The sequence below is a fragment of the Candidatus Binatia bacterium genome (genome assembly GCA_029243485.1).
Classification (GTDB): Bacteria; Desulfobacterota; Binatia; order UBA12015; family UBA12015; genus VGTG01.
Map to the genome: position 1 here is coordinate 145,324 of JAQWRY010000072.1, position 16,958 is coordinate 162,281.

At 65.2% G+C, this 16,958-nt stretch carries 18 protein-coding genes and 1 pseudogene; 10 read left to right on the forward strand and 9 right to left on the reverse strand.

The features are described 5' to 3' along the window. Positions 1-3 precede the first annotated feature (3 nt). Positions 4-588: a DUF4340 domain-containing protein gene (locus tag P8R42_20780; protein ID MDG2307035.1), complete on the forward strand. Its 585-nt coding sequence runs from the start codon at positions 4-6 to the stop codon at positions 586-588. A gap of 82 nt (positions 589-670) precedes the next feature. Here P8R42_20780 and P8R42_20785 read toward each other — a convergent pair whose 3' ends face one another. Then, positions 671-1,834, reverse strand: a complete 1,164-nt coding sequence (locus P8R42_20785) for a patatin-like phospholipase family protein (GenBank protein ID MDG2307036.1) — start codon at positions 1,832-1,834, stop codon at positions 671-673. A gap of 90 nt (positions 1,835-1,924) precedes the next feature. Between P8R42_20785 and P8R42_20790 the strand changes: the two genes are divergently transcribed. The 5 genes from P8R42_20790 to P8R42_20810 are packed head-to-tail and all read left to right on the forward strand — an operon-like array spanning position 1,925 to position 4,857. Further along, positions 1,925-2,698: a type II CAAX endopeptidase family protein gene (locus tag P8R42_20790; GenBank protein ID MDG2307037.1), complete on the forward strand. Its 774-nt coding sequence runs from the start codon at positions 1,925-1,927 to the stop codon at positions 2,696-2,698. Between the two features lie 13 nt (positions 2,699-2,711). Continuing rightward, entirely contained in the window at positions 2,712-3,005 is a 294-nt protein-coding gene (locus P8R42_20795; protein ID MDG2307038.1) for an HNH endonuclease, read from the forward strand. Next, a complete protein-coding gene (locus tag P8R42_20800; protein MDG2307039.1) occupies positions 3,006-3,617 on the forward strand; it encodes a CoA pyrophosphatase in 612 nt (203 codons plus the stop codon). Continuing rightward, positions 3,614-4,162 (forward strand): RNA 2',3'-cyclic phosphodiesterase, encoded by a 549-nt coding sequence (gene thpR, locus P8R42_20805; protein MDG2307040.1) that lies wholly within the window; start codon positions 3,614-3,616, stop codon positions 4,160-4,162. Before P8R42_20800 ends, thpR begins: the two co-directional genes overlap by 4 nt. 8 nt (positions 4,163-4,170) lie before the next feature. Then, positions 4,171-4,857, forward strand: a complete 687-nt coding sequence (locus P8R42_20810; protein MDG2307041.1) for an HAD family hydrolase — start codon at positions 4,171-4,173, stop codon at positions 4,855-4,857. A gap of 6 nt (positions 4,858-4,863) precedes the next feature. On the opposite strand, the gene P8R42_20815 is transcribed toward P8R42_20810, so the two are convergent. Together P8R42_20815 and P8R42_20820 are read right to left on the reverse strand one after the other, a co-directional pair. After that, complete coding sequence (locus tag P8R42_20815) at positions 4,864-5,532, reverse strand: NrsF family protein (protein ID MDG2307042.1); 669 nt, start codon at positions 5,530-5,532, stop codon at positions 4,864-4,866. A 2-nt stretch (positions 5,533-5,534) separates the two neighbouring features. Then, positions 5,535-6,110 (reverse strand): RNA polymerase sigma factor, encoded by a 576-nt coding sequence (locus tag P8R42_20820; GenBank protein ID MDG2307043.1) that lies wholly within the window; start codon positions 6,108-6,110, stop codon positions 5,535-5,537. Positions 6,111-6,312: 202 nt separating this feature from the next. On the opposite strand from P8R42_20820, the gene P8R42_20825 reads away from it, so the two are divergent. Next, a complete protein-coding gene (locus P8R42_20825) occupies positions 6,313-6,735 on the forward strand; it encodes a hypothetical protein (GenBank protein MDG2307044.1) in 423 nt (140 codons plus the stop codon). 111 nt (positions 6,736-6,846) lie between these two features. Here the strand turns inward: P8R42_20825 and P8R42_20830 are convergent, their stop codons facing one another. After that, positions 6,847-7,014 carry a hypothetical protein gene (locus tag P8R42_20830; GenBank protein ID MDG2307045.1) on the reverse strand — a complete coding sequence of 56 codons (168 nt, stop codon included), beginning with the start codon at positions 7,012-7,014 and terminating at the stop codon, positions 6,847-6,849. A 35-nt stretch (positions 7,015-7,049) separates the two neighbouring features. Here P8R42_20830 and P8R42_20835 point away from each other — a divergent pair. After that, positions 7,050-7,952 (forward strand): annotated as a pseudogene (locus P8R42_20835) (DUF692 domain-containing protein). On the opposite strand, the gene P8R42_20840 reads toward P8R42_20835, so the two are convergent. The 4 genes from P8R42_20840 to P8R42_20855 all read right to left on the reverse strand — a co-directional run bounded on the left by P8R42_20840 (position 7,911) and on the right by P8R42_20855 (position 12,885). Next, complete coding sequence (locus tag P8R42_20840) at positions 7,911-9,236, reverse strand: hypothetical protein (GenBank protein MDG2307046.1); 1,326 nt, start codon at positions 9,234-9,236, stop codon at positions 7,911-7,913. The pseudogene P8R42_20835 and the gene P8R42_20840 overlap by 42 nt on opposite strands. A gap of 120 nt (positions 9,237-9,356) precedes the next feature. Beyond that, positions 9,357-10,607 carry a cytochrome P450 gene (locus P8R42_20845; GenBank protein MDG2307047.1) on the reverse strand — a complete coding sequence of 417 codons (1,251 nt, stop codon included), beginning with the start codon at positions 10,605-10,607 and terminating at the stop codon, positions 9,357-9,359. A 137-nt stretch (positions 10,608-10,744) separates the two neighbouring features. Then, positions 10,745-10,909 carry a hypothetical protein gene (locus P8R42_20850; protein ID MDG2307048.1) on the reverse strand — a complete coding sequence of 55 codons (165 nt, stop codon included), beginning with the start codon at positions 10,907-10,909 and terminating at the stop codon, positions 10,745-10,747. A gap of 176 nt (positions 10,910-11,085) precedes the next feature. Further along, complete coding sequence (locus tag P8R42_20855; GenBank protein ID MDG2307049.1) at positions 11,086-12,885, reverse strand: long-chain-acyl-CoA synthetase; 1,800 nt, start codon at positions 12,883-12,885, stop codon at positions 11,086-11,088. 48 nt (positions 12,886-12,933) lie between these two features. On the opposite strand from P8R42_20855, the gene gor reads away from it, so the two are divergent. Both gor and P8R42_20865 read left to right on the forward strand, forming a co-directional pair. After that, entirely contained in the window at positions 12,934-14,295 is a 1,362-nt protein-coding gene (gene gor, locus P8R42_20860) for a glutathione-disulfide reductase (protein ID MDG2307050.1), read from the forward strand. A gap of 7 nt (positions 14,296-14,302) precedes the next feature. Further along, on the forward strand, positions 14,303-15,058 hold the full coding sequence (locus P8R42_20865) for a DUF1353 domain-containing protein (protein ID MDG2307051.1): 756 nt from the start codon (positions 14,303-14,305) through the stop codon (positions 15,056-15,058). A 19-nt stretch (positions 15,059-15,077) separates the two neighbouring features. Here the strand turns inward: P8R42_20865 and P8R42_20870 are convergent, their stop codons facing one another. After that, positions 15,078-16,787: a hypothetical protein gene (locus P8R42_20870; GenBank protein ID MDG2307052.1), complete on the reverse strand. Its 1,710-nt coding sequence runs from the start codon at positions 16,785-16,787 to the stop codon at positions 15,078-15,080. Positions 16,788-16,958 lie beyond the last annotated feature (171 nt).

The following is a 16,958-nucleotide window of genomic DNA, read 5'->3' on the forward strand; positions in this document are numbered from 1 at the left end:
GGAATGTCGTCCGCTCTCCGCTCGGTCGTATCCCTCGTCGTCATCGCCGCTTCGGCGCTCGCGACCTGGGTAGCGGTCGGCCTTCAGCCGCCGCCGCCGCTCCCGCCTGGCGAGCAGGTGGAGTCGGTGTTCGGATTCGATACGGACGCCGTCGTTGGAATCTCGGTGCGGACCTGGCAGGGCGCGCTTCGCGCCGTCCGCAGCGACGGCCACTGGCAGGTGGTGATCCTCGAACTGGCCCCGCAGGTCGCCCCGTCCGAATCGGTTCCGCCGCCGGGCCAGGCTGCGATCGATGCGGCCATGGATGTCCTCGTGCGCGACGTCGTGGGATTGCCCGAAGTGAACAGCTTCGAGAGCGCCGCCCCCCTCGCGGAATTCGGCCTCGACACCCCCGACGCCTCGATCTCCCTCACCCTGGCCTCCGGCGCGACGACGACCTTGGAAATCGGCGCCCGCACCACCAGCGCCGCCGGCCTCTACGCCCGCCTCCGCTCGTCCCCCGAAATCCTCCAAATCGGCGGCCTCCTCCTCACCCAAACCCGCACCGCCTTCTTCCACCTCCGAGGGTTGGGAGGGGACGTTGGTTAGTCTCGCCCTTTTTGTTTAGTCGCGGCGACCAGCGTTTCGGGGCGAGGCCAAAGCGCGGCGCGACTAAACAAAAAGGGCGAGACTAACCAACGTCCCCGACTGTCTGGGGCCGGGACTCGAGGTGGTCGACGCGGGGGCCTTGGGCGAGCCAGTCGGAGGCGGCGCGGAGGCCGGCGCGGTACATGTCGCGCATCATGCTGCGTTGGAAGTTCAAGTAGGAGCCGGCGCTGAAGAGGTTGCGGTCGTGGGTGGGGCGGATGGCTTCGTACAGCTTCACGTCGCGGTAGGGGCTGCCGTCGACGTGGGCGAGGCGGTTGCGGTCGAGGAGCAGCATGCGGTCGACGTTGTAGGCGTTCTCAAGGAATGCATCGAGCGTGCGTTCGAGGGCGCGTCCCATGTTGGTGAGCTCTTCGTCCTGTTTGTCGCCTTCGGTCACGAGAACGGTCACGATCTGATCGGCGCCCAGCGCTACCGCTGGAGCGAGCGGCGTGTTCACGAGGAGGCCGCCGTCCCACAGGAGGTGGGATCCGATCGTGATCGGGTTGAAGAGCAAGGGAATGCTGGCACTCGCCATCAGCATGTCGACCGTGATCGCCGGGACGACGACGTACTCGGATGCGGGCACCGCCGGGACCGGGCCCGTAACGTAGCGCACGACCCGCCGGGTATTGATATCGACAGCGTTGATCGCGAGCCGCCGCTCCGCGGGGATGCGGGTGCCGCCGAACACACCGATCAGTCGATCGCGCAGCTCGGCCGTGTCTACGAGGAACGGTTCTTCGATTCCGTCGAGGATCCGGCTCACGACGTCGAAACGGCTCGTGAGTAGGTAGTCCATCGTGAGCGCCGCAAGGCTTCCCATCCGCGGAGGCCAGTAGTGGCGGGCGCGCTGGCCGAGTCGGGTGAGGTCCTCGGGGAGTCGCATCGGAAGCTGCGCGATTTCCTGGGCGAGCGTTTTCACGATGGCGACGGCGCCCGACTCGAACAACTTCGCGCTGGCCCGAACCGGTGGGTCGTCCGCCAGGCCGAACCAGAATTCCATGATCTCGACCGGTGACAGCCCGCACGCGATCATCGCCGCGTTGAGTGCTCCGGCGGACGTGCCGCTCAGCACCGCCGGGCCGTCGGCAAACCTCTCGTCGCGCAGGAGTCGTTCGTAGACGCCGACTTGAAAGGGACCACGGGCTCCGCCTCCGGAAAGGACGAGGCCTAGCTTCTCGCCGCCGCGGGCGCTCTGGGAAGACACGATCTTCTCAATATGGCGGAAGCGCGGGGCTGTTTCACGTCGTGAGGGGAGTCCGTCGCCGTGGCGCTCCGTGTATAGTGTGGCCGGCGGATGACGATTTTCCTCTTGGCCCTGTTCCTGGCAACCCTCAGCGTTCTCGCGCTCGCCCGGTGGCATCCCGCCGCGATCGAACCGTTCCCCACGGGCTCGCGCAGAGCACTCGCCCTGGCACTCCTCACATTGACGCTCGCGCTGGCGTGTTTCGCTCCGCTTCTCGAGTACCCGGACACGGATCCCAACATGGAGATCCCGGATCTCCCGTTCGGAGCCCTGTTTCTCGGCCACGGACTGCTTGCGAGCTTTCTGCTCCTTTGGTGGATCCTCGCCGGACGCCCGCCGCTCCGCGAGTACCTCCACCTAAATTTTGGCGACTTGCGCGACTCTTTGCGACTCGGTGCGGCCGCAGGGGCCGCCGGCTGGGCCGTGACGATGACGACGATGGCTGTCGTCGGGACCCTCGCAGTCACCCTGGAGCCGGGGTCCCTCCCGCAGGACGGGGATATTCCCTCCACGGTCCGCATCATCGTGGAGCTCGCCTGGTACGAACGACTTCTCCTCGTTCTCTCGGCCGGCATCGTCGAGGAGGCGTTCTTCCGCTCCTTCCTGCAGACGCGGTGCGGTCTGATTCTGTCGAGCGTGCTCTTTACCACGAGCCACATGAGCTACGGGCTTCCCCTCATGCTGGTGGGCGTTTTTGCGGTGTCGGTGGTGTTCGGACTCGTGTTTCGAGCGCGTCGCGACGTGCTGCCGTGCATGGTGGCGCACTCCGTCTTCGATGGGATCCAGCTTTTCCTGATCTTGCCGGCCGTGGTCGCCGGAAGTTAGTCTTGGAAGAGCGATGTCCGATCCTGCGCCTTTCCTCGTCCCCGTCGACGACAGCCAGATTCGCGCCGAGCGGGCCAAGGCTCGCGAGTTGCGGCGCAGTGCCTGGTGGAAACAGAAGCGTTCGAGCGGACGTTGCCACTACTGCGACGCACAGGTCGGCGCGCACGAGCTCACGATGGATCACAAGGTCCCGATCATCCGCGGTGGCCGCACCACCAAGGGCAACGTCGTCCCGGCCTGCAAGCCGTGCAACGACGCGAAGAAGCACAGCCTGCCGACGGAGTGGTCGCCCGAGGGTGAGACCTGAATGCCGATCGAGTTGCTGAATTCGATTGGTGAGCGGCTTCGCCAGCGGGATCCGCACGTGGTCGATCTCGAGGTCTCGCGACGCGCTGCGGTTGCGATGACCCTTGCGCCGTCCGGCGACGATCTCGCCGTGCTGCTCATTCGCCGCGCCGAGCACGAAAGCGATCCGTGGTCCGGACACATGGCCTTCCCCGGTGGTCACAGTGATCCGACCGATGCCACGCTCGCCGACACGGCGATTCGCGAAACCCTCGAAGAAGTCGGAATCGATCTGGCGAGGCACGGCCAGCTGGTCTCGCGACTCGATGACGTTCAAGCCCATGCACGAGGTCACGCGCTCGACATGGTCGTCACCCCGTTCCTCTTCTCTCTCGATCATCCGCATCCCACGACGATCGACGAGAGCGAAGTCGCCGACGCTATCTGGATTCCGCTCCAAGTCTTCCGCGATGAGCGCTTCCACGGCACGACCCCGATCGCCCGGGGCGATTTCCGCGCGGACTTCCCGGCGTTCCTCTACGAGGGGAACACCGTGTGGGGCATGACCTACCGAATGATCCGCGAGTTCCTCCGTGCAGCTCTGCCGGAAGACGAGGCTACCACGGACGCGTGATCCGACTCTTCGTGAGTCTGGAGATGCCCGCCCTGGTGCGGGAGCGATTGAAGCTCCTGTGCTGCGACCTGCCGGGCGCCCGGTGGGCGAACCCCGATCAGCTCCACCTGACGATTCGGTTCATCGGCGAAGTGGAGGAGCCTGCCTTCGAAGAGATCCGGGAAGCACTCGACCGTGTGAAGATGGATCCATTCGACCTCGAGATCCGCGGTGTAGGCCACTTTCCTCCTCGGGGGCAAGCGAAGACACTCTGGGCGGGGACCCCGCGCAGTGAGCCACTGCAGCTTCTCCACGGGCTTGTGGACAGCGCACTCGTCCGTGCCGGCCTTGCGCCCGAGGGAAGGAAGTTCGCCCCGCACATCACCCTGGGGCGGCTTCGGGGCGCACCCGCCCGAGCCGTCGCGAGCTTCCTGGCTCAGAACGCCCTTTTTCGGGAGGGCCCGATTCGCGTGGATCGGTTCTGGCTGTACTCCTCTCAGCTTTCCGCGAAGCATGCCGTCCACCGGCCCGAGGCGGAGTACCCGCTCGGCGGCGCCTTGGTATAGGTAGGATCGTGTTCTCGCCTGATCTCCAAGCTCTCGTCTTCGATTTCGATCGCACCCTGGCGCCTCTCGGGAACTTCGTGAAGTGGCGTGAGGCGCTTCCCCTGATGCGCGAACGCTACGTGGCGCACGGCGTTCCCGAAGATCATCTCGATGGCGCACCCCGCGGTTGCTTCGGCCTGTACGGACACGTCGCGCGAGGTGATCACCTCGAAGCCGATACGCTGCTGCGGGCGCAGACGGAGGTGTCCGAGATCCTCGCCAAGTTCGAAGCCGTGGGGATCGGCAAGGTGGAGCTGTTCGACGGTGCCGCGGAGATGTTGCGCGCTCTGCCGGCGATCGGACTCCGTGCCGGCATCGTGAGCTCCAACCCGGAGTGGGTCATCCGCGACGTTCTCGAGCACCGCGGCGTGGCTGGCAGCTTCGAGGCCATCGTCGGACGTGACGGCCTCGATCACATCAAGCCCGCGCCCGAGGGCATGCTCCTGTGTTGTGAACGACTCGGCGTCACGCCGGCGCACTGCCTAGGCGTCGGCGACAACGCCGGTGATATCGAGGCGTCTCGTTCCGCCGGCATGCCTGCGGTGGGTGTGGCGACCGGTGTCTCGGAGGAGCCTGATCTCCTCGCTGCGGGCGCGCTCGCCGTCTACGACGGGATCCCCTCGTTCCACGCCGCGCTTACGGCCTGGAAGAAGTAGCTCCCGTCAGTCGTTGCGCCAGGCGCGCAGGAGCAGCAGGCCGATCGCGCAGCTCGCGCCGATCCCGATCACCACGGGCGAGTAGTGCCAGATCACCACGTGCCAGAAGTTGTCGACCGGACACACGACGCGCATCGTGGCGGCGGCAATCAGAAACGCGGCGAGCCCTGCGAGGCCTCCGGACACGACCGGCACGAGGGTCGCGCCTCGCCGTGCGAAGAAGAGTAGCGTGGCCCAGGGCACGATGGCCACGCCCAGCGTTTCGACCGCGCACCGCATTCCCCAGGGAGCGTTGGCGATGCTTCGCGCGGTGCCCGGCATCTCCTGGTAGAGGCACACGAACGACGCCAGGAGGAACCCGAGCGCGAGCGCCACGGCGCCGCTGCTCGGTTCGCGGCCGGGCATGGCTGCCAGCAGCGCCATCGCCGCGGAGAGGCCGCCGGTCGTGATCAGAAGGGTCAGCTCCAGCAGGAAGAGCGGGTTCGCCAGCTGGCCCATGATGTCCATCCGGAGTGCCAGGCTCGCGACGAGCCCGAAGACGAGCAGTTCGACGGCGAGCCAGAACCCGAGATGCGTGCCGGGGGACCAGACACGTTCTACCGGTTCGAGGTCGGCGACCAGGTCGTCGAGCAGGGACTCGGTGCTACCGGAATCGTCGTGGGGGGTGTTGGCCACCGTCACCCCTCTCCGTCGCGTTCATCTTCGTGTCCGATGAACGCCTTCACGAATCGGTAGGACCGGTGTGCGCGCACGCGCAGCGTCCCGGCAGAGACGCCCGCCCGTTCGGCGGCGGCTTCCACGGACAGTCCCTCGATCTTGAGCATCGAAAACGCTTCTCGCTGCGCGTCCGGGAGCTGTTCGAGCGCGGCGGCAAGCGGCGCGTCGCTGGTCTCCGCACCGGCGGCGACCTCTGGGAGCTCTCCGGTGAGGACTTCGCGCTTGCCGCGGGTCGAGCGTTTGCGGCCATGGTCGATCGTCGTGTTGCGCGCGATCGCGTACATCCACGGCTCGAAGGGCCGACTTGCGTCGTAGGTGTGTCGCGCACGGTGGATCATCAACAGAACGTCCTGGACGATGTCTTCCACCTCCTGCGGATCGTGGACCCGCCGGCGGACGAACCGGATCAGGTCGGCGTGGATGTCGTTCAGGAGGGTACGGTAGGCATCGCGATCGCCGGCCTGCGCCTTCCCCATCCACTCTGCCCGCTGGCCACGCTCTGTGTCCGAGGCGTTTTTCTCTTCTACCGAGTCCATACGTGCCCGAGCCCCGTACGTTACCCGACCCCGCCCGATTCGTCGCCCCATTTGCCGGATCCGCATTTTTGCATCGGATCGGTCGTAACTCACTTTGAGCGCCGCCGTAGAGCCTTTAGAACCCGGCATCAGGCGGGCCACACACGCAGCGAAGGAGCAGGGCGTGTGTCACGAAAGAAATCAGAAGAGACCGACCCGGCGGGTGGGATGGGCCCTGGGACTCGCCGTGGCGGCCCTCACGGTGGCCCCGGTGGGCGCCTGGGCCCGCGAGTTCGCGACGAATGCCGATGCCGGAAACAATTCGATGTCGGCGGTGTTCGGCGCTGCGATCGGTGAGCGCATCATGGCCGTGAGTTCTGCTGTCGACTGCACACTCGAGGTCGACGAAGCGAAGCTGGTCTGCTCGGCAACGTGTTGTATTCCGCTCGAGTCGATCCAGGTCGACAGTGAGCCCACGAAGACCGAACATTTTCAGCAGTGGGCGACCAACAAGAAGGGCTCGCCCGCTGAATGTAGCTTCGATCTGGTTCTCGACCCGATCGATCTGAAGGGGCCCGTGGCTGCAAAGGTGCCGGTCGAGTTCGAGACGACCGGCACTTCACCATCTCTTCGCCAAGGCTCCTGAGGCTTCCGCGAAGCAGTGAGGATCCGGCATCACGCCGGATCTACAACCACGCGACGCAACGACGCAACGAAGCGTCGGCGAACGAAAAGAGCGAAAAACCAACGAACAAGTTCACCAAGGGGGACTCGTCGCAGCGGCGTCAACGAGTGCAAGGGCTACGATGCGTGCGCCGGCGCCGACAACCGGTGCGAGGCGCGGAACGAGTGCAAGGGCCACGGCTGCGAGGAGCTCAGCAAGGCCGAGTGCGAGGAGAAGGGCGGCAAGATCCTCGAGTAGCATGCCGCTCCCTCACGACGAACAGAGGCAGAAACGAAATGGGCACTTTACTCGGACAGGGTATCGGTCTTCGCGCCTCTGACTACCCGCTCGTCCTCGATGGTCGTTTCGCGGTCGATTGGTTCGAGGTCATCTCGGAGAACTTCATGCTGCGCGGCGGTCGACCCCTGGCGGTTCTGGAGGAGGCACGAACGATGGCGCCGGCAGGACTGTAAGGCGTGTCGCTTTCGATCGGGTCGACGGATCCGATTCGTGAGGACTACCTCACCGAGCTCCGCTTGCTCACCGATCGGTTCGAGCCGACGATCGTCTCGGATCATCTCTGCTGGGGGAGCATCGGTGGGCACTAGGCCCACGATCTCCTTCCGCTGTCGTACACCGAGGAGGCGATCGATCTCATCGTCGGTCGGATCGAGCACGGGCAGGAGCGTCTCGGACGAGGGATTCTGATGGAGAACGTTTCGAGCTACCTCACGTTCGAGCATTCCGCGGTCCCCGAGTGGGAATTCCTCGCAGCAATCGCCGAGCGGGCCGACTGCGGAATCCTCCTCAATGTGAACAACGTCTACGTGAGTGCCCGCAATCATCGGTTCGATCCGTTCCAGTATCTGATGGACCTTCCTGCCGGCCGGATCGGGCAAATCCACCTGGCGGGGCACACCGACCGAGGCACGCATCTTCTGGACACCTACGACGGGCCCGTGATCCCGCCGGTCTGGGATCTCCACCGGTCCGCCGTCGAGCTTTTCGGCGCGGTCCCGACCCTGGTGGAATGGGACGACGCTCGAAGCGCTCAGGGCATTCCTCGAACTCGGCCGGTTGGAAGAGGAGTCGGGCCGCGAGTCGGGCGCACTTCTCCTGCGCTGGCTCGAGGACGGGATCCTGGCGAACTCAGGACACTAGCTCGACGCCGTGCAGTACCCCGGGAACGACGCGGGTAGCCCGCCTTCGTAGGGTGATGGAACCGTTCCGAACGGATGGTCGAGGAGGAAGGGCAGCGTCCGCTGTCGGATCGCTGTCGGGACGGAGTGTCCGTTTCCGTGGCGGCACATGATCGCGAAGTGCCCTTCGCTCACGATCAGGTCGTAGTAGTCTTCCATCAACTCGTCGAAGGGGATGAAGACGAAGTCGCCCGGACCACCGTGGGAGAGAAGCGACGGGACGAGGTTGGTCGGGTCCTGATCGTTCCCGGGGAAACCACCGGACCAGCCGACGATGCTCGCGATGTATCCCGACCGCTCGAATCCCATGAGCGTCGTCTGAAGCCCGCCCGCGCTGAAGCCTATGGAGTGGATCTGGAACGGGTCGATGCCGACCTGCTGCATCGCGCACGCGACGATCTCGTCGGTCACGGGGAAGTCGGCGTGGCCGAACTCCGTCAGCCCTCCGTGGCCAAACGGAGCTGCGACCATCCCTCCCATGTCGAGGATCTGCTGCAGCATGTTGTCGGGGCCGAGAAGGTGGGATATGGCGCCGTTCGGGTTGCTGCCTAGACTGTGCCAGGCGAACACGAGCGGTCCGTTTCGGAGAGCGGCGTCGGGCGAGACGCGGATGCGTACGGCATTTCCGAGGAAGTTGATGGTGCCGTCGGTGATGGTCGGGCACGGCTCGGTGCTGGTCGGAAGCGCCGGGCCGTCGATGATCCCCAACCCGAAGTCCGTGCAATCCTCGATGTCGTTGGCGGAGGCCTTCTTGGCGATGAACTTTCCGGCGTAGTCCTTTTTTACGTCCGTCGCGTTGAACCGGGCGCAGTAGCGCGTGTCGCCCATGGTGATTCGGATCGTCACGAAGCCGTTCCGGCCGGAGAGCGGTAGCGGGACCTCGCGGGCGACGAGCATGATCTTCTTGCCGTCCCGAAGGAGCAGGACCTTGGCTCCGGACACGACGTTGGGTGCTCCGCCGTTCACGAACTTGTAGTCGGGCCCGGTGTCTTTCCAGATCGCTGGAGCGGCGGTGGCCGCGCCGGGAATCGTAATCACGGTCGAGGCCCCGTCGAGGTTCGAGAAGAGGTCGATCGTGACGCCCGAGATCGTGGGATCATCCGCGTCGAGCGAGGCCGGCGTCACGATAGCCGGATCGGTCGAGACGAACACCAGCTTTTCCTTGCCCGAGCTCGTCCGGCTGAGAACGATCTTGGTGCCCTCAATCGGCTGATCGGCCGCGATGGCCTCGACGCTGCCGGCGAGCAGCAAGGTGAGACTGAGGAGCGTCGTGAACTTGCGCATCGATGGTCCTTTCGAGGGTGGGCCTCGTTGGTGAAGACATTTTGTGTGCCGCAGGAAATACGAAGCGGGGCGCCTGTCGTTCAGGCGAAGTTCGCCCGAACGGGGGGCTCCGGGCTGCGATCAGCCCAGGGCGCGGAACCGGATGGGGAGCTTCTCGTAGCCGCCGAAGACGTTCAGATACCAGGAGGCATTGAAGCGCGCAATTTCACCGGCCCGCTCGAAATCGGTCATTCGGTTCAGGATCTCACTGAAGATGACGTCCATCTCCATTTTGGCGAGGTTGGCGCCGAGACAGTAGTGGGCGCCCCCACCTCCGAAGGCGAAATGGTCGTTCGGCCACCGCGTGATGTCGAAGCGGAACGGGTCGGCGAACACCTCTTCGTCGCGGTTGCCCGAGCAATACCACAGCGACACTTTCTGTCCCGCCTCGATTCGTTGTCCGCGCACCTCTACGTCGTGCGTCGCGGTGCGGCGGAAGTAGTTCACGGGGCTCGTGTACCGGAGGATCTCCTCGATGGCCTTGGGCATGAGGGTGCGGTCGCGCAGCAGCAACTCGAGTTGGTCGGGGTTGTCCATGAACGCGAGAAGACCGCCGGTGATCGAGTTCCTAGTCGTTTCGCTGCCGCCGGTGGCGATGAGTTGGAAGAATGACGCGATCTCGAAGTCGTTCAGGCGCTCCGGTGTTCCGTCTTCGCCCGGGATCTCGGCGGCCACGACGCGCGAGAAGACGTCGTCGGTGGGGTTCGCCTTCTTCTCGTTTCCGAGCGCATTTGCGTACGCGTACATGTCGACGAGCGCCCTCATGCGGTCGTCGCCGTCGGTGTCGTCGAGAGCCTTGTTCGTCCAGGTGAAAACCTGGCGACGGTCGGCCTCGGGAACACCCAGAATTTCGGCGATCACTTGCAGCGGAACTTCGGCGGCGATCTCGCTCACAAACTCGCACTGGGACTCGTCGCGGGCGAGGACGTCGTCGACGAGCCGGACGGTGAGTTCGCGCGTGTATTCTTCGAGGCGACGGACGCCCCTCGGCGAGAAGCCGACGTTCACGAGTTGACGCATCCGCTGCTGCTTGGGCGGATCGGTCATGATCATGACGGACCCGAGCATCTGGTCGACGTCCTTCAGCATGATGCCGCCACCCGTTCGGCCGGGGCCGCTTTCCGCGGAGAACGTGCGATGGTCTCGATTGGCCTTCTGGATGTCGTCGTACTTCGAGAAGACCCAGAAGCCTTCGCCATCGAGGTCCGGGCAGTCCGGAACGGGTGGGTGGAACCATACCGGTGCCTCTTCCCGCAGGAAGGTGAACCAGTGGTCCGGCATGTCGCCACCGAAGCTCGCGAGCTTCGTGAGGTTGATGTCTTCGATCTGCATCGGCTCCGCCTCTCTCGAGGGCAGACTACGCCGCAAGGCGGGTCGGAACCAATGCGCCGTGCTTCGCGCGCTGTCCGATCGGTCGGCGCGTAGAGCCGCCCGTCGAAACGTGCGTCCTCGCCGATGAACTAGGAGCGTCAGCCTTCGACGTTGACCGTGATGGAATCCGAACCGTTCACCTGGACGTCGCGACTGACTTTCACCGCGCCTCCGTCCTTGTTCGCGGCGATGCTGCCGTCAATCGTGCTCTCGGCCGTGATCTTGAGCTTCTCTTCGGCGAGCACCACGTAGGCGCCCCCCATCCGGGTTGGGCGAACGCTGCCGTCGGAACGGTGAGGAGTGCGCTCTCGGCAAGGGCGCAGGCGAGCAGGAGCCGGTTAGTCGAGGTCGAACAGGTGTCCGAAGAACAGGCTCGCATGCAGCGTTCTGCGTCGGCAAAGTGCGGCTGGATCGCTCATCCTCTGAGATACGGTCGAGCTCAGAGTTTTCGGATTCCGCCCGTGATTTCGGCGTACAGCGGGCCCTGGAGCGGCACGAAGGTTCCCGCCGAATCGTCCCGGAACCAGAGCGGGTCGTTCCGGACGGCCTGTGGGTCGAAGCCCTCGCTTTGCAGTCCCGTCTTCCGGGTCTTGAAGTTGCCGGTCGCGTCGACCCGTTCGGCGACGCGGACGAACAAGGGACGCGCATACCCCGGCAGGGTCCGCGTCGCGTACGCGTAGAACGCCTGCGGATCGAAGGCCGCGCCATCCTGGACGACGACGAGCGCCATCCCGGCCCGGCCGTCGGCTCCGGGGACCTGCACGCCGTAGACCGCCGACTCGTGAACGCCCGGCGCTTGGTTCAGCAGGTGCTCGACCTCGAGTGTGGCGACGTTCTCTCCCTTCCAGCGGAACGTGTCTCCGATGCGGTCGACGAAATAGTAGTACGATTCGTAGTCTCGGCGGAGCAGGTCGCCGGTTCGAAGGAAGACGTCGCCGTCCTCGAAGCAGTTCCGGAGAAGCTTCTTTTCGTTGTCGCTCGCGTTTGCGTATCCGTCGAATGCCATCACGCTCGTCGCGTCGATCTTGCCGAGCAGTTCGCCGGTCTCTCCGACGCGACACTCGATCAAAAAACCGGCGTCGTCTCGCGCGAGCTCGCCGCGGTCGTGGTCGTAGCGCCCGAGCCTCAGCAGGTGGTGGGTGAACGGCTGGGCGCGGCCGCAGGAACCGACACGGCCGCGTCGGTTCTGGAGGCTGATGTTCCCTTCACTCTGTCCATACGAGTCGATGATTCGAGGAATGCCGAAGCGCTCCTGGAACTCGGTCCAGATGTCGGGGCGGAGGCCGGAGCCCGTGGCGACTCGAATCCGGTGTGCGCGGTCGTCGGCACTCGGCGGAGTGCGCAGAAGGTAGCGGCAGAGTTCCCCGACGTAGCAGAAGACCGTCGCGTGGTGGCGCTGAACGTCGGAGAGGAACTCGCTCGCGCTGAACCTTCTGCGCGATGCGAAGCAAGCTCCCTTGTGGAAGGCCGGGGCGAAACCGACGAAGTTCGCGTACCCGTGGTAGAGCGGCGTTGGCGCGTATGCGCAGTCGTCCTCGGTCTCGCCGAGCATGATCGCAAGGGAATGTCCGCCGGCCGTGAAGCGGAGGTGGCGCACGATCGCCGGTTTCGGGAAGCCTGTCGTGCCGGACGTGTAGACGTAGAGGAAGACGTCGCCGATCGTCACGTCCGGGATGTCGGGCTCACCATCCGATGCACTCGCGAGGCCTTCCGGCAGAGATCGCAGCGCGACATGCGTCGCTCCACTGCGGTCGTCGCCGTACACGGTAAAATCCGCGAGCCGATCGAGAACCGGTACGACCGACTCCGTGCATCGCTCGTCGAGGACGGCGACTCGAGCTCCCGAAGCCTGGTGGACGTGCTGGAGAGCTTCCCCTTCGAGATGCGTGTTGATCAGTGCGCCAACGGCTCCGAGTTTCGCGCAGGCGCCCTGCGCCATGAGCATGGCGGGAGAATTCTCCATCATCACGTTTACGACGTCGCCGCGCTCGACTCCGTGCTTACGCAGCAGGTTCGTGTAGCGGTTCACGCCCGCGTTGTAGGCGCCGAACGACACCTCTTCGTCCTCAAAGCGCAGCGCGATTCGGTCGGGGATCTTCTCGGCTTGGTCTCGGCACACGAACCCCATCGTCCGGAAGGCGCCGGCGCCGGCGCCCATGAGGGAGTCCCTAATCGCGCGGAACGTCGGTAGCTCGATCAGGTCTTCGATGAGCGTGGCGGTGCCGCCATCCAGATCCATGCGCTTCGAGGATTAGCAGGGACATTCCAAAAAAGGGATAGTAGGCCCATGGCGCGTTACGATTACGATCTCTTCACCATCGGGGCCGGCTCAGGCGGCGTGCGGGCGAGCCGCGTTTCGGCCTCCTACGGGGCCCGGGTGGCCGTCGCCGAGGAGCGGCAGCTCGGCGGGACCTGCGTGAACGTGGGCTGCATCCCGAAGAAGCTCATGGTCTACGCCTCGCACTACAGCGAGGACTTCGAGGATGCGGCCTCCTACGGGTGGACGGTCGGGCCGCGGAGCTTCGATTGGGCAACGCTCATCGCGAACAAGGACCGCGAGATCGAACGGCTGAATGGGATATATCGGCGGATTCTCGACCAGCACGGGGTCGAGATCATCGAGGGGCGCGCGGTCGTCGTGGATCCCCACACCGTGGAGATCGGTGGACGACGGATTACAGCCGAGCACATCCTCGTTGCCACGGGCGGGTGGCCGCGGATGCCCGAAGGGAAGGGGGCCGAGCTCGCGATCAGTTCGAACGAGATCTTCCATCTCGAGCGCCGGCCGGAGCGGCTCCTGGTCGTCGGTGGGGGATACATCGCCGTTGAGTTCGCCGGGATCCTGCATGGGATGGGCTCCGCCGTGACGCAGGTGTACCGCGGGCCGCTGTTCCTGCGTGGGTTCGACGACGATTGCCGCGTCACACTCGCCGAGGAGATGCGAAAGAAGGAGATCGATCTGCGATTCGACACGAACCTCTCTTCAATCGAGAAGGTCGCAGGCGGGCTCGTTGTGACTCTCGACGATGGGAGCCGCCTGGAGGTCGACCAGGTTCTCTGTGCGATCGGGCGCGTGCCTCTCTCGAACGATCTGGGGTTGGAGGAGGCGGGCGTGAAGTTGGGCAAGGGCGGAGCGATCGTCGTCGACGAGTACGGTGCCTCTTCGGTGCCGAGCATTCACGCGATCGGCGACGTCACCGATCGCATCAACCTCACGCCCGTCGCGATCCACGAGGGCATGTGCCTCGCCGCGACGTTGTTCGACGGCCGTCCCACGTCCCCGACTCATGACGACGTGGCGTCGGCGGTGTTCAGTCAGCCGAATATCGGCAGCGTTGGTCTGACCGAGGCGCAGGCACGCGAGACCTACGGCGAGATCGACGTGTACCGCTCGAAGTTTCGGGCGCTGAAGCACACCCTGACCGGTCGAGACGAGCAGACGATGATGAAGCTCCTCGTCGATCGCGCGTCGGACCGGGTGGTTGGCGTGCACATGGTCGGACCGGATGCGGGCGAGATCATTCAGGGCATCGGGATCGCCGTCACGTGTCGCGCGACGAAGGCGCAGTTCGACGCGACGATCGGGATCCACCCGACCGCGGCCGAGGAGTTCGTGACGATGCGCGAACCGGTCGCCCGGGACGATTGAGGCACGCATGGCCGGACGGTTCACGAGCACCGACGGTACCGCATCCGCGCGGGTCGTGATCGAGCAGCGGGCGGACAGTGGATTCGTTCTGCGCGAGGGCTTTCGCTACCGGGATGAGGGCGCCGATCTCGACCTCACGGTTCTGCCGGCCGACCTGCCGGTGACCGATCTCGCCTCGGTGCCGTGGTTCCTGCGTTGGTTTGTTCCGGCCTATGGTCGCCACTCGCTCGCGGCGTTGTTGCACGACCACCTGATCGAGAATGGGGCGAGACTCGTCCCCCCGGTCTCCCGCGTTCGCGCCGATGAGATCTTCCTCGCGGCGCTCGGGGATCTCCGGGTGCCCCTCGTCCGTCGGCATCTGATGTGGGCGGCTGTGAACCTGAAGACTCGCCTGAACCGCGGCGGACTCGCGCGCTTTGGAATGCAGGCGTGGATCGTCGCGTCCCTACTCGGCACCGCAACCCTGCTCGGCGCCATCGTGGCGCGCGAGCCCCTCCTCACGATCGGCGCCGTCATCGCCCCGATCGCCGGCGCCCTCATGTGGTGGCCCCAGTTCCGAATCGGCCTCGTCGCCGGCTACGGCGCCGCCCTCCTGGGCCCCCCCGCCATCACCATCTCGATCGCCTACGCCACCTACGCTCTCACAGAACGCGCAGTGGGACGGGGACGTTGGTTAGTCTCGCCCTTTTTGTTTAGTCGTCGGCCGGCCGGCGCGTCGCCACCAGGAAACCTCGCGACGACTAAACAAAAAGGGCGAGACTAACCAACGTCCCCTCCCTCTCTCACTCCACGGTGGAGGCGGTGCCGCCTAGCATGACGAACATTTCGTCGTCGGTGGTGAGGCCGCCAGTGATCTGGCAGGCGTCGCAGAGGCCGTCGCCGTCGCCGGGTTCGGTGTCGCAGGTGACGTGGTCCGTCGTGCCGGCGCAGGGTGCGCCGATGCGGCCCTCGGCGCAGGCGACCGGGGTGCAGCTGCTTCGTGCCGGTTTGCGGGAAAGGCGCGTCACGGTGTCGACGTTGGGCGAGCCGTCGTCGTTCACGCCGTTGTTGTATGTGGCGCAGTAGGTGACCGTGCGTCCTGCGGGGTCGTCCGCGGTGTACTGGAGCGGCGGATCGTAGCTCTTGAAGAGCGGGTCGTCGTAAAAGGGGCTCTCGTAGATCACGTCGCCGTCCGGATTCTCGATCCAGAAGAACTCGCCTCGTTTGTGGGTGTGCGACGCGAGGTAGAGGATCTGTTCGTCTGGTTCGAACGTGCGGGTCGAACAGACGGTCTTCTTTGTGAAGGGTTCCGTACCCGCACCCGCGCTGATCGCGAAGAAGTGATTGAAGTGGGTCATCTGGAACTGCAGGTCGTCGGTGAAATAGAAGTTGCGCCACACTCGATGCAGCGTGTCCTTCGTCGTGAGGTTGAAGGCGTGCGAGTTCCAGTACACGAGGCCGCGGACCGGGAGCTTTGTGAAGAAGCCCTTGGTTTTGATCTCTGGGATCAGATACGTCTCGTCGAAGTTGATGCCGCCGTTGGGGCGTCCCTCGGCGGGCCCGAATCCGCCGCACGTGACCGAGTCGAAGATATGCGTGCGGCAGAGCGAGTCGGGGCAATCGCTCGGTTGGAGCGGGTCGCAGACCTCCTCGGCGCGTCCCCCGTCGGCGCAGACCCAGCCGCCGTAGGAGAGATCGTGGATCAGGTCGAGGTCGACCGAGGGCTTCATCACGATGATGTGGTGGGTGTTCGGATCCTCACGCTTTTCTTCGCGCTGCGCGTAGTAGAAGTCGCCGGTCTCATCGAGGTACCGCGTCGGAATCTGGTCGGAGAAATCGAAGTAGGAAGCGAAGCAGATCTCGACCTCGCCGCCGGCCGCGATGGGATGGGGCGGCATCACGAGTTGAACGCCTTCATCCGCCGCTGGAATGGGGAGCGGGGCGACCTCGACGGGGTCGGCTTCGGGAAGGCAGGCGCCGAGAAGGTCGCCGACGTACCCGGAGCCACGCCCGGCATTTCCGGTCACCGCGCCAGTGGCCGGTGCACCGGCCTCGATCCAGATGCGCATGGCCTCGAGTTGATCCTCTGTGAGGCCGTTCCCTGAGAGAGGCATGGGGCTGCCGACGATCTCTTGCCCGGCGAGTTGCTGCGGGTCGGTCGCGGCCGCCAACTTGAGGAAGAGGTAGCTCTTCAGCGGTTGCTTCGGCACGATTCGCGCGAGGCGGCTGCCGACCGACGGGGCGTCGATCAGGTTCTCGATCGCTACGTCGGCCCGGAGGTCGAGCCCGCCCGCGCCGCTGTTCCCGTGACACGCCTCCGCCGTGCAGCCCTTCCGCTCGAACACGAGCTCCTGGATGGCGCCGTAGGTGCTGTCGAACTCTTCGCAATCGCTCGGGTTGGGAGCCGGTGGCTCCGGATCGGGGTACGGGGGCGGCTCGCCCGGAACCGGTGCGGTCGACGTACTGGGGCCGGTCGCGTCGCTTCCACATCCGACGACGAACAGTGCGACCAAGGCGGTGGCGACTAAGGGTATCCGGCTGTGCATCTACGTTCTCCCCACGTTCAACGTTACCTACTAAGGTAAAGGGCCTAGCTTATCTGGCAGCGCCGGGGGAAGCCCGGAGGGGACGTTGGTTAGTCTCGCCTTTTTTGTTTAGTCGCCGCGGGACCTTCTCTAAGACGC